The organism is Rhizobium sp. BK538 (genome assembly GCF_014197575.1).
Taxonomy (GTDB): Bacteria; Pseudomonadota; Alphaproteobacteria; order Rhizobiales; family Rhizobiaceae; genus Rhizobium.
Genome location: NZ_JACIFT010000004.1, coordinates 160,447 through 173,026, shown reverse-complemented (window position 1 = coordinate 173,026; position 12,580 = coordinate 160,447). Strand labels below are relative to the sequence as shown.

Sequence of the window (12,580 nt, the reverse complement as noted above, 5' to 3'; positions counted from 1 at the left end):
GTCGGCTCTCAAATTACTTGAAACGTTATCATCTATCTTGGCGTTGACAAGTGTTTTTTGTCGATAAACATACGAATTTACCGATGAGTGCGTTTGTCGCGTGCAATTGGCGACCGTGGTTCAGTCACCGCCACTTTGGAGGCCGCCGGGGCATTGTGGCGACTGTTATTCTGACGCTGGGGCATAAATCAATGTTGGTTGGCGGATTCATACCCTAAGCAGAGTTCTCAGCCATCTGTCCGAGCCGCGGTCAGCAATTTGACAGTCGAGGGCTTCGGGATGGAGCGCGATACTTAGTCCCATGCTGGTCAAACTCGTCCGATCGCTTGGTGCAGGCGTTTGTTGCTCGCCAATCAGCTGCATAACGCAGATCATTTGAACGGGATCGCGCTCGGCGAGACTTGCAGAGCCCTCGAACCCGCGGCTCGAAACGCAAATCCAAGCGCAAATGCAACCGAAATTTTATTCAATTCCTGAGGTTCGCTTACAAGTACTGGTCGATTGGGCAGCAATCACGCGATTGCGCTTGGAAGAAGACAGTCGTTTAACGACGTGACTGGGATACGACTTAGCGCTTAACACCTCGTTTGGTGACTTAGCGCTCAGTGGAACAGAAACCGCCGTTTGCGGTCGTCATCCGGTCCCTTTTGGCTCAGTCTAGGCAAACGATCTCGATTTCGCGTGTCGCCGACGCTTCGGCCACGGTGCGTCTGCGCTATGACCCCAAGGAGCCCATTTGTCTGAAGCCGGATCCCTTTCTCAGCCTCGATCTCTCTTTGGCCTCTTCTCGTCGTTGCGCTTAGGTGCTGTCGGACTTGGTGTCAGCAGTTGCCTTGTCAACGTCCTGGCGCTCACTGGTTCGTTCTTCATGCTGCAGGTCTATGATCGCGTCATTCCCAGCCGCAGCCTGCCGACCCTCGTCGGTTTGGTGGTCATCGTTGTGGCCCTCTTCACCTTCCAGTGGCTGCTTGATCTCACGCGATCCCTGCTTTTAGGGCAGATCGGACGGGCGGTGGACGAGCACTTCTCAGGGCGTGCCTTTCTCTCAGTCGCCCTGTCAGCATCGCGCAAACCGTCGCCGGGAGATGGTCTGCAGACGATCCGCGATATCGATACAGTTCGTGGATTCCTGTCCGGCCCGGGTCCGGGATCGTTGTTCGATCTGCCCTGGATGCCATTCTATCTCGCGCTCTGCTTCCTGTTTCACCACTGGATTGGCGTCACAGCCGCGGCAGGCGCCGTGATCTTGACGGGTCTGGCGCTGCTGGCCGAGCTCAAGTCGCGCGAACCTGTAAGGGCGACGGCCAAGATCCTGGCTGAGCGAATGGAATTTGCTGAAACCGCGAGGCGCAACTCCGAAGCGGTCGTTGGAATGGGTTTTGCAGCTGCGCTTTCGGCGCGCTGGGCTGAGGTCAACCGGCGCCACCTCGACAGTCACTTGCGCACCGCCACTTTCGTCAACTCGCTTTCGACGCTGTCGCGGTCGGCGCGCATGTTGCTGCAGTCTGCCGTGCTGGCGGTGGGCGCCATACTGGTCATTCGCCAGGAAGCAACCGGCGGCATCATGATTGCAAGCTCGATTCTCGTCAGCCGTGCGCTCGCCCCGATCGAGCTTGCCATCGCACATTGGAGAGGATTTGCAACTGCGCGCCAAGCATGGTCTCGGCTCGACCGGGAGGTCCGGCTCACGGAGGAGACGCTGCACGACGTCGCGCTGCCGGCGCCGCGGCAATCGTTAATGGTGGACAACCTTCACCTCGCAGCTCCGGGCTCGAAAGTGCCAATCATTCGCGGCGTGTCTTTCGAGGTCAAAGCGGGTGAGGCAGTTGGCATTATCGGCCCGAGCGCTTCGGGCAAGTCTTCGCTGGCGCGCGGTGTCGTCGGGCTGTGGCCGGCCTTTGCCGGAGATATCAGGCTGGACGGAGCGTCGCTTTCACAATGGGCGCCCGAAGCGCTCGGCCACCACATCGGCTATCTGCCGCAAGACGTGTCCTTGTTCGAGGGGACTATTGCCGACAACATCGCCCGGTTTGACCCGGAAGCCTCTTCGGAGTTGATCATCGCTGCCGCCCGGGCCGCGGGCGTCTACGATATGATTGTGGGTTTTTCTGATGGCTTCGACACACGGATCGGTGCGCAGGGAACGGCGCTATCTGCGGGCCAGCGACAGCGCATCGGGTTGGCGAGGGCACTCTACGACGATCCATTCCTCGTTGTGCTCGATGAACCGAATTCCAATCTCGACATTCAGGGTGAGCTGGCACTCGCGCAGGCGATCGAGGGTATCCGCTCGCGGCAAGGGGTGGTGTTGATCATCGCCCACCGATCGAGCGCGCTTTCTGTCGTCGACAAGGTGCTGGTTCTCGACGGCGGTCGTGCCAAAGCGTTCGGTCAAAAGAGCGATGTTCTCAAGACGGGACCAAAGCCCGTCTCCGCTACCGGTTCCTTTGTCAGACTGTTGCGCGCTGGCGAGGGGCTTTCGTCATGATCAGAGCAGCCGTTACATCGACAGAAGGGGCGATCCGCCGCCTCACTTTTCTCGCTCTGGCAACTGGCATCCTTCTTGTCGGCGTGCTTGGGGGGCTTGCCTCGGCGATCCGCATAAACGGCGCAGTGATCGCTCAGGGAGCACTTGTCGTCGACAGCTACGTCAAGCCGGTGCAGCACCAGAAAGGCGGCACCGTGGGGAAGGTCTTCGTCCGCAACGGTGATCGCGTCACGGCTGGCCAGATCCTCGTTCATCTCGACGACACGCAGACGAAGGCGAACCTTGCGATCATATCGCGACGGCTGAGAGAGCTTGCGGCGCGATCCGCCAGGCTTGCAGCAGAGCGCGACGGCCATGATGCCATCGCATTTCCGGCAGTCGTCAGCGGCACAGATGCTGCTCAGGCTGCCGCCCTTACGAGCGCCGAGCAGCGATTGTTCGATGACCGCCGCGCATCGCTTCGCGGACGCACGGCGCAACTGCGCGAGCGCGTGCGCCAGCTTGAGCAACAGGCCGAAGGTCTGACAGCGCAGCAGGACGGCAAGCGCCGTGCGATCGGCATCATCGACAAGGAACTCGCAAGCCTTGAGCCGCTGCTTCGACAGGGAGCCATTCCGGCAACACGGGTCTATGCCTTGCAACGTGATGCGGCCGATTTGACAGGAGAGGCCGGGAGCCTCGTTGCCTCGACAGCCGAAATCAACGGCAAGATCGCCGAAACAGAGCTGCAGATTATCCAGGTGGGCGACGACCATCGAAGCGAAGTGTCCGAGCAGCTCAGGCAGGCCGAGGGCGACAGTGGTGAATATGCCGAGCGCCGCATTGCGATAGAGGATGAGCTGCGACACGTCGACCTCAGGGCGCCGCAAGACGGCATCGTCCACCAGCTCGCCGTCCATGCGCCGGGGGCCGTGATTTCGCCCGGCGAGGCCATCATGCAGATCGTGCCCGATCATGATGTGCTCACGCCCGAACTGAAGCTGTCGCCACAGGATGTCGACCAGGTTGCTGTTGGCAAGGAAGTCGGCCTGCGGTTCTCTGCGTTCAGCTACAGCACCACGCCGGAACTGAGGGGACGCGTTGCGTCGATATCCGCTGACCTGACGACGGACACACATTCTGGTCAATCCTACTACACGCTTCGGGTCGCGGTGCCCGAGAGCGAATGGCAAAGGCTTGGCGCGCTGGCACCGGTTGCCGGAATGCCCGTCGAAGCCTTCATCGAGACGGGCGAGCGCACAGCACTCGGCTATCTTGCAAAGCCGTTCACGGACCAGCTGGCCCGTGCATTTCGGGAGGAATAGTTGCAGCCATGGGAGAAGCAAGACCCTTGAGACCTATCAAAACCCGAAGGAGTTGATAATGGCAAAGTCGATACAAAACGCCGTCGGCCTACCGCTGTTTTACAGTGGCGCCTCGACCGCATGGTTTTCCGCGACCGGCTCCGGCCCCGTGCTGAACGGAACGTCCGGTAACGATTCAATATGGGGTGACAGCTCCGTCAACGTGACCATGCACGGCGGAACCGGCGATGACATCTACTATCTCTATTCCAGCATAAATCGCGCGGTGGAGGCGCCTGGAGCAGGGATCGACACGATCAACACCTGGATGAGCTACACGCTGCCTGAGAATTTCGAGAACCTGACTGTGACCGGCAACGGGCGCTATGCTTTCGGCAACGCGCAGGACAATATCATCTCCGGAGCCTCGGGAAGCCAAACGATCGACGGCGGCGCCGGCAATGACGTGCTGATCGGGGGAGGCGGGGCCGATACATTCCTCTTCACTCGGGGCAACGGAAGCGACCTGATCGTCGATTTCAGCAGCGACGATACCGTGCGGCTGAACAGCTATGGGCTTTCGTCGTTCCAGCAGGTCCTGGCTCATACCGTTCAGGAGGGCGCCAATCTGCGGCTCGATCTCGGCGGCGGCGAGAGCCTCGTCATCGCCAATACCGTGGCGTCGGATCTGCAGGCGAGCCAATTCCAATTGACGCTCGACCGTTCTCACCTGGCGCTGACCTTCGACGACGAGTTCAACAGCCTGTCTTTACGCAGCGGAGATCAAGGGACATGGGATGCGAAATTCTGGTGGGCGCCAGAACGCGGCAGTCCGCTGACGGGCAATGGTGAGCTTCAATGGTACATCAACCCGTCCTACGCGCCGACCGCAGCGGCAAATCCGTTCTCAGTGAGTAACGGCGTATTGACGATTTCAGCGGAACCAGCCTCGCAGGCGATCCAGTCGCAGATCAACGGCTACGACTACACATCCGGTCTGCTGAACACGCATTCATCCTTCGCCCAGACCTATGGCTACTTCGAAATCCGTGCCGATATGCCGACAGAGCAGGGCGTTTGGCCTGCCTTCTGGCTGCTTCCGGAGGACGGATCCTGGCCGCCAGAACTCGATGTCGTCGAGATGCGCGGGCAGGACCCGAACACTGTCAATGTCACGGTACACAGCGACCACAGCGGTGCGCATACGATGACGTCCTTTCCTGTCAAAGTGGCGAGCACTCAAGGCTTCCACAACTATGGCGTCCTCTGGGACGAGGATCACATCACCTGGTACTTCGACGATGTCGCCGTTGCGCAGACGGACACACCCGAGGACATGCACGATCCCATGTACATGCTGGTCAATCTTGCTGTCGGCGGCCCCGCTGGAACGCCATCGAACGGTCTGGCAAATGGATCGGAAATGCACATCGACTATATCAGGGCGTATGCTCTTGCGGATAGTTCAGTGCACGCAGCCACGGAAGCCAGTGCGGGCAACGATTGGCACATTTGATGGATGCAGACCGTATCGTAGGGTCATGATGAGGCCAGTCGACCCGGACCGATTGAACGCCGTTATCCGTTAGGTCGCCTCGACAACGCCTTGATATCGCGTTCGCCGATCCCGCAGGCGTTCGCGATATCGTTCCTGGCTTGCCGAGAGATGAGCGCGCATGGCATCGCGCGCACCAGCAGCATCGCCTGCAGAAATTGCGTTCAGTATTGCGAGATGCTCTCTCTGCAATCCGGCCTGATAGTTATACGAGAGCACATCTTCGGTGGCATAGGGCGAATTGACGTCGCACGGGATGGTACGCTCGCCGAGCGCGTCGAGAACTTCGACATAGAAAGGATTGTTGGTTGCCTCTGCAATGGAACGGTGGAAGGCGAAGTCAGCCTGGCCCGTCGGTTTGCCAAGTTGCAGGAGGCGATCGAATTCGAAAAAACTCTCCTGGATCTGCGCTTCCTGCGACGCATTTCTGCGGGTTGCGGCCAGCGCCGCACTTTCGGCCTCGAGCGCGATGCGAACTTCAAGCACGTTCAGCGCGTGCGATATATTGCTTGATCTATCCTGCCTCAAGATCGGACTGGACGACTGATGGCCGATCACGAAGGTGCCGGCGCCCTGCCTCGTTTCCAGCAATCCATCGGCGACGAGGGCGGCGATTGCTTCGCGAATGACGGTTCTGCTGACATCGAAGGTTCCGGCGAGCTGGGTCTCTGTCGGCAACTTCTGGCCAAGGGAGACCTGGCCCGAAAGGAAATCCTGGCGAAGAGAACCGGCAATCCGTTCGGAGAGCTTCTGCCGTCGGGATGAATTGAGATCGACCGGAGGGGGCGCGGTGTTCAAGGGCGTCATCATGTCCGTGAAAGATGCTTGAGCATATCGCGAGCGGCTCGTTGAGACAACTATGCCAGAAGTCATCATACAAAAATTGCAGCAACAAGGATTTTGTCCGGCTAATAATCAAATTTAATAAGGAAAAGCAATAATTCAGTGCGGTATTTCCCGCGTCTGTTGCTGATGCAATTGAAGGGTGTGTGTTGCCACACTGTGATCAATATGTATGATGACTTGAAATAAGAGGTTCTGGGAGGGCATGATGGGCCACACCGATTTTACCAACCGCTTCGCGATCGACCCGAAGACGGCGGCAAGGTTCAACACGGCCGAGCTGCGCGAGAATTTCCTCTTGCCGCCGCTGTTTGCGCCCGGGCGCATTCAGCTGCACTACACCAACTACGACCGCATGATCGTCGGCGGCGCGATGCCGACGTCTGCCCCGCTGGCACTGGAAACGATCAAGCCTACCGGAACCGACGCGCTACTTGCCCGGCGTGAGCTGATCGCGGTCAACATTGGTGGTGCGGGTATCGTTGTCGTCGACGGCGAGGAGTTTCAGGCCGGCGCCCGCGACATGGTCTATGCCGGGATGGGGAGTTTGGTAACGTTCCGTTCCGTTTCGGCCGAACAGCCGGCGAAGTTCTACCTTCTGAGTGCGCCGGCGCATGTCCGTCACGCCTCGAAACGCATCGGTATATCCGATGCCAAGCGTATCGACCTTGGCTCTCAGGCGACCAGCAATGAGCGCTCGATCTTCCAGTTCATCCATCCGCAGGGCGCCAGGACCTGCCAGCTCGTCGTCGGCATGACGACGCTTGCGGCGGGCTCGGTGTGGAACACCATGCCCTGCCACGTGCATGACCGGCGCATGGAGGCCTATCTCTACTTCGATCTGCCGGAAAAGGCCCGCGTCCTGCATCTGATGGGCGAGCCTGAGGAGACACGCCATCTCATCGTCAAGAACGAGGAGGCCATTCTGGCGCCCGGCTGGTCGATCCATTCCGGGGCCGGCACATCGAGCTATGCGTTCATCTGGGCAATGGCCGGCGACAATGTCGACTACACCGATGTCGATCTCATCGCCATCGAAGATCTGAAGTGAGGACGGACGATGACAGCGAGTGATCTTTTCGTATCGGCCGAGGGTACCGAGTGGATCAGCCCGGAGCCGGGCGTAAGCCGCCGTATCATGGCCTATCTGCCGGAGATGATGATGGTGGAGGTTGCCTTCGAGAAGGATGCCATCGGCGCGCAGCACTCGCATCCGCATATCCAGGCAAGCTACGTGGCGCAAGGCAGTTTCGAGGTGACGATCGATGGCCGCACCGAAACCCTCTATCAGGGTGGAAGCTTCATCGTGCCTCCCAACCTGGTGCATGGGGTCAAGGCGCTGGAAGAGGGTCGGCTGATCGATACCTTCACGCCGCATCGCGCCGAATTTCTGACGTGAGGCTGTCATGACCATGTTCGACCTTTCCGGCCAGGTGGCGGTGGTCACCGGTGCCAATACCGGCCTTGGCCAGGCGATCGCGGTCGCGCTGGCCACCGCCGGCGCTTCAATCGTTGCCGTCGGCCGCTCGGCGATGGACGAAACCGAAGCCGCGGTTCGCAAGACCGGCGCAGGCTTTCACGCCATCAAGGCCGATCTCGGTTTTATCGAGCCCGTCAAGGCAATCGTCGACGAAACGGTTGCGACCTTCGGCAAGCTCGACATCCTGGTCAACAATGCCGGCATCATCCGTCGGGCCGATGCCATCGACTTCACGGAAGCCGATTGGGATGCGGTCATGGACATCAACCTGAAGAGCGTCTTCTTCCTGTCGCAGGCTGCTGCCCGGCATATGCTGGAAAGAGGCAGCGGCAAGATCATCAACATCGCCTCGCTGTTGTCCTTCCAGGGCGGCATCCGCATTCCCTCCTACACGGCCTCAAAGAGCGGACTTGCCGGATTGACGAGATTGCTGGCCTGCGAATGGGCCGGCAAGGGCATCAACGTCAATGCCATTGCGCCGGGCTATTTCGTGACCAACAACACCACTGCCCTGCGCGAGGATGCGGACCGCAGCGCCGCCATCCTTGCCCGCATCCCGGCTGGCCACTGGGGCGACCCCGCACAACTCGGCGGCGCAGCGGTCTTCCTGGCATCACAGGCATCCGATTATATCCACGGCATCGTCCTGCCAGTCGATGGCGGATGGCTGGCGCGGTAACGGTTCAGTGTCCGCTCCACCAACGAGGCAGCTCTCTTCAACCGCGTCACGAACCGCCCTGCTGACGAGGATCGAGGTTTTCTAGTCACGGGTTCGGGCCCTCCAGCCGCGAGCCGATGTTTACCCGTGTCGCCGATGGCGGTGTATTGCCGACGGGTCCCGGCGCCCACACTGCCAGCAACGGCCGGGGACGTTTCGTAGTCGTTGCCCACAAAGGATCGATTGCAATTGCTCAAGACCGTCGAGCAGGGTCTGTTGGCCGCTGTCACCTGCGCGCATTGAAGGGGCGTCCACCCCCTTCAATAGCTGGCGCCCCCGGTTCCGAAGACGTAAGCCAGAGACGCTTCCCTGGAGACGGTCAGCAGGTGCTGCATACCTGCACTTCTTCCTTCGCCCGCGACATCAGCGCTGTGTTCTCCTCCTGGCCCTGAGGAGAAGGTGAGATCGTAAGTAGGAGAGAGTGTCCAGAAAGGGTGGTTCTTTGCGTGGTCGTCTTGGTTTCGAGCATACACGTCGAAGACCATGCGCTGAAATATTTGAAGGACTTCGGAACTGTCGCGGGTCATCATGAGCGTCAGCTTGTGGAGTTGTTCGTAGTTCAGCGACGCTTCCCGATGGCTGGCGTGCATCAAGTACGCGCATGCGTTCCCCCAGAAAGTACGATGGTTCGGGACGAACGGTGACACCGCACGCGAAGCTCGCGCAGGCTCTCTCAGGCGCAGAAACTCCTGAGTGAAATGGGCGATGGTCGCAATGTTTGTGCCATTTCAACACCCCAGCAAGAACCTGAAGCACTTGATCGCCTCGGCGCTATTGTACGGTTTCTTCAGAAAACGGCACCGTTCGGGCAACGAGGACTGCCGCAAGCTCACGACGGCGGACGTAATGACAATGGCGAGTTCGGGCCATTGCCGGTGGATCCTCACGGCGAGATTTACACCATCTACGTTGCCCGGCATGTTTATCGCCGTGAAGACCAAGTCGATGTCGTTCCGGCGATCCAGGATGCGCAAAGCTTCCTCGCCGCCGGCGGCATCCACGGCCGCCAGACCGGCCATTTCGATCGCCCGCCGCATCGCTGCTCGCAGTTCGGCGCTGGCCTCGACAACCAGAACCGTGGGGAGCGTTTTCGACTGGAGAGCTACTTGGGACATGGTCGATATCCTTGCTCAGATAACGAACTAAAGCACGAATGTTGCGATGCAGCAATACGTATGCGCAAGAACTTGCGCCGCCTGAGTGGTATAAAATAAAATCTGAAGACCCGAGTCTGGTTCCTTTCGCATTGCGGCGTGTAATGCCATCCGCAGGAGAACGGCTGCGCCGTTTTCGACCGCGTGCGGCAACTTTGCCACGACCCACGGGCTCCATCCTGGCCGGCCACTTGATATCGACGCGGCGTGACATAAGTGATATAGAGGATTTATCACTAAACTCATGAGGCTCCCAATGCAGCCACTGTTCGACCATGCCATACTGATAGATGACCTGGCTTCACCGGCGATCGCCAGCAAGGATACAAGCGCTGTCCAGGCGAAACTATCGGCTGCGATTTTTGAGGCCCTCGGTTCTTTGCGGAAAGGCAAGACTTTGAGGGTCGGAGGAACTGAGCAAGAGCTACAGCGGTTCGCCAATGCGGTGGCCGAAATCGCATTCGGCGACTCCGTCATTCTGCGTCTCCACCGGAATTTATCCGGGGCCGGCAAGGAGTCGGTAAAAACTTTCGCTGACGCACTGGTCCGGGTAAGCGGGTCGGTCGAAGAGAATCGACTGGAAGCAGCAATAGGCAAACTAGCGGAAGTGCTTTTGCCGGACGAACTCGAAGATGCGCGCGGCGTGCTTGCGGCAGACAATCTTGCGTTACGTGATCGCTTTGTCCAGGAGTTGCCTCAACTAAATAGTATCGATGTTGGAAAGCAGTCTGGATCCAGCGCAAAGAACAGTTACGCAACAGCAGCGCGCTGGAAGAAGAATGGCGAAATCATTTCCGTTCAGCATCGAGGCTCTGAGTTTTTCCCGGCGTTTCAGTTCCAGGACGGCCGACCGCACCCAACCATAAAGCAGGTTCTGGCGGCGCTTCCTCAATCCATGACAGCCTGGCAGAAGGCGTTGTGGTTGGTGTCTTCGAACGGCTGGCTGGAAGATGCCGCACCTATCGATCTCCTCGACAATGCCGACGCCCTGGTGGCTGCAGCGAAGAAGGAACATGAGGAGGTTATTGGGTGAGGGGGAACAGTGTTCCTCCTCCACCGGCTGCATTCGCGACCGTCAATGTCGCGACGATCAGCGCTGGATCGGTACTTCATCGGACACACTCATCTGCGTTTCGTCCGGGTCAGTTCAATCCGTGCCTCGGGCAACCGACAAGATTTGCGCCATTCGCAGACGTGACTGGCACATGTGTTCCATCGCTTTATGCGGCGACCAGCCGGGAGGCTGCCGCGTTCGAGAGCATATTTCATGATATTGCTCCTACCGCGCGATTTAAAACCACTCGCTTAAGCACGGTCAAATCGCGGAGCGTCAGCAGAATCGTTCCAAATAAAGACCTCCCTGTCGTCAATCTTTATTCCCCGGACCTCAAAGCCTGGGGTATCGCCCGCACGAATTTGATAGAGACACCAAAGTCGACCTATCTGAAAACAGTCTTGTGGGCGCAGGCGCTTCACAGAGCGTATCCGGATATCAAAGGCATGATCTGGACGTCGCGCCAATGCGATCCGGAGAGCTGCCTGGTCTTTTTTGGAGATCGTGTCCGAGAGAGCGACTTTGATGTCTTGGATTGTATCGATGTTGCTACAAATCCCAACCTTCTTCTGGAGCTGAGAGGCTGGGGTAAGCGCGCAGGAATTACGATTATCTGACGGTCGTCTCTCAGCTGGCGGCCTTCAACCTTTTTCCGAAAGGCTGCGACTCCCGACAGAAGCGGAACTCTTTTATCCATCGGTCGACGTGATACGTGCAGCCGCCGGGTATCAGGCCTTGCCCTTGCGGACAACGTCGGCAATCGTCACCTTCTTGGGAATAAGCTTGAGTTTGAAAAAGGTGTCGGCGATGTCTTGCTGCTGCGCGACGACAGAGTCATCAAGGTTCTTGACCCCGTAGGATTGACGCTCGAGCGCCTTGACGAGGACAGGTTCAGGGATGCCAACCGATGGGGATAGCTCTGCAGCCGCAGCCGTCGTGTCGGACTTGGTCCATTCGTCAATCTCAGAAATGGCGTCGATCAAGACATCGATCGCCTGGGCGTGGCCGTCGACCAGCGTCCTGGTGCCGAGATAGAACTGGTGATTGGGAACGATACCCTCGCCGTTTCTGAGCTCTCGCGCTTCGATCGCCACTTCCGCAGCTGCCTGGAAGGGATCCCAGATGACCCATGCGTCCACCGCGCCCTTTTCGAAGGCTGCGCGACCGTCGGCCGGGGCGAGGAAGGATGACGTCACATCCTCATAGGACAAGCCAGCTTCTTCGAGCGCCTTGACGAGCAGGTAATGCACGTTCGAGCCCTTGTTGAAGGCGACCTTCTTGCCCTTCAGGTCCGCAACAGACTTTATGGGGCTATCCTTCGGGACAAGTATGGCCTCGCCGCGCGGGGCGGGCGGCTCGTGTGCGATGTAGACCAGCGGAGCGTTCGCGGCCTGGGCGAAGATCGGCGGCGTTTCGCCTGTCGATCCGAAATCGACAGCACCAGCATTCAGAGCCTCGAGGAGCTGGGGACCGCCCGGAAACTCGGTCCATTCAACCTTGTAGTCGATGGATTCAAGTTTCTTCTCCAGCGTCCCTTTGCCCTTGAGAAGCACCAGAGTCCCATATTTCTGGTAGCCGATACGTACGACCTTGTCAGCAGCGCCAGCCAGTCGAACATGCGTCAAAGGTGTCGCGATGGCACCTGCCACCACCGCAGTGAAAGCTCGTCTTGTGATTTTCATCATACCCTCCGGAATAAGACGACGCCAAATTAAAGTGTCTCTACATTTTTACTAGAATATACGTACTCCCGCGTCCGCTTTTCCGGGATTCACTTTTTGTTCTGTCCCGACAGCGAGCAAAAAGTACTCGCCTCATGCTGATCCGGATTTTGACGCAGGGGCCGCTTGACCATGGTGTCAAAGTCCAGGCCGTCACCGGCACTGGAAACGCGCCTTGATCACAGCATCCAAGAAGCTTTGCTTCACGGCGGCCATCCGAAATTAGTCCGTTGGTTCTTTGCTACAGGCGCAGAATGAGCAAAAGCCCTGCCAGGCCGGAAGCT

12 protein-coding genes are annotated in these 12,580 nt (G+C 58.8%); 8 read left to right on the top strand and 4 right to left on the bottom strand.

Features of this window, described 5'->3' with window-relative positions:
- Positions 1-736: 736 nt before the first annotated feature.
- From FHX09_RS06495 to FHX09_RS06485, 3 genes are read left to right on the top strand one after another with little or no spacing between them, the layout of a single operon-like run.
- Positions 737-2,488, top strand: a complete 1,752-nt coding sequence (locus tag FHX09_RS06495; protein WP_184449546.1) for a type I secretion system permease/ATPase — start codon at positions 737-739, stop codon at positions 2,486-2,488.
- A complete protein-coding gene (locus FHX09_RS06490; protein WP_132588948.1) occupies positions 2,485-3,792 on the top strand; it encodes an HlyD family type I secretion periplasmic adaptor subunit in 1,308 nt (435 codons plus the stop codon). Before FHX09_RS06495 ends, FHX09_RS06490 begins: the two co-directional genes overlap by 4 nt.
- A gap of 58 nt (positions 3,793-3,850) precedes the next feature.
- Complete coding sequence (locus tag FHX09_RS06485) at positions 3,851-5,287, top strand: family 16 glycosylhydrolase (protein WP_184449544.1); 1,437 nt, start codon at positions 3,851-3,853, stop codon at positions 5,285-5,287.
- A 69-nt stretch (positions 5,288-5,356) separates the two neighbouring features.
- Here FHX09_RS06485 and FHX09_RS06480 read toward each other — a convergent pair whose 3' ends face one another.
- Positions 5,357-6,133 carry a FadR/GntR family transcriptional regulator gene (locus FHX09_RS06480; protein ID WP_246699395.1) on the bottom strand — a complete coding sequence of 259 codons (777 nt, stop codon included), beginning with the start codon at positions 6,131-6,133 and terminating at the stop codon, positions 5,357-5,359.
- A 244-nt stretch (positions 6,134-6,377) separates the two neighbouring features.
- Between FHX09_RS06480 and kduI the strand changes: the two genes are divergently transcribed.
- Genes kduI through kduD form a run of 3 tightly spaced genes read left to right on the top strand, consistent with a single transcriptional unit; the run spans position 6,378 to position 8,328 of the window.
- On the top strand, positions 6,378-7,220 hold the full coding sequence (kduI, locus tag FHX09_RS06475; protein WP_184449540.1) for a 5-dehydro-4-deoxy-D-glucuronate isomerase: 843 nt from the start codon (positions 6,378-6,380) through the stop codon (positions 7,218-7,220).
- A gap of 9 nt (positions 7,221-7,229) precedes the next feature.
- On the top strand, positions 7,230-7,568 hold the full coding sequence (locus FHX09_RS06470) for a cupin domain-containing protein (protein ID WP_184449539.1): 339 nt from the start codon (positions 7,230-7,232) through the stop codon (positions 7,566-7,568).
- Between the two features lie 7 nt (positions 7,569-7,575).
- Positions 7,576-8,328, top strand: a complete 753-nt coding sequence (gene kduD / locus FHX09_RS06465) for a 2-dehydro-3-deoxy-D-gluconate 5-dehydrogenase KduD (RefSeq protein WP_184449537.1) — start codon at positions 7,576-7,578, stop codon at positions 8,326-8,328.
- 299 nt (positions 8,329-8,627) lie between these two features.
- Here kduD and FHX09_RS06460 read toward each other — a convergent pair whose 3' ends face one another.
- The gene (locus FHX09_RS06460) at positions 8,628-8,960 is read right to left on the bottom strand and encodes a HipA domain-containing protein (protein ID WP_348649158.1); all 333 of its coding nucleotides are present in this window, start codon (positions 8,958-8,960) and stop codon (positions 8,628-8,630) included.
- Positions 8,961-9,095: 135 nt separating this feature from the next.
- Entirely contained in the window at positions 9,096-9,386 is a 291-nt protein-coding gene (locus FHX09_RS06455; RefSeq protein WP_244423782.1) for a response regulator, read from the bottom strand.
- A 391-nt stretch (positions 9,387-9,777) separates the two neighbouring features.
- Between FHX09_RS06455 and FHX09_RS06450 the strand changes: the two genes are divergently transcribed.
- Entirely contained in the window at positions 9,778-10,554 is a 777-nt protein-coding gene (locus tag FHX09_RS06450; RefSeq protein WP_132588953.1) for a hypothetical protein, read from the top strand.
- Positions 10,551-11,192, top strand: coding sequence for an RES family NAD+ phosphorylase (locus tag FHX09_RS06445; protein WP_184449536.1), 642 nt, complete (start codon positions 10,551-10,553; stop codon positions 11,190-11,192). Before FHX09_RS06450 ends, FHX09_RS06445 begins: the two co-directional genes overlap by 4 nt.
- 111 nt (positions 11,193-11,303) lie before the next feature.
- Here FHX09_RS06445 and FHX09_RS06440 read toward each other — a convergent pair whose 3' ends face one another.
- Positions 11,304-12,257 carry a sulfonate ABC transporter substrate-binding protein gene (locus FHX09_RS06440; RefSeq protein ID WP_007797228.1) on the bottom strand — a complete coding sequence of 318 codons (954 nt, stop codon included), beginning with the start codon at positions 12,255-12,257 and terminating at the stop codon, positions 11,304-11,306.
- Positions 12,258-12,580: the final 323 nt, after the last annotated feature.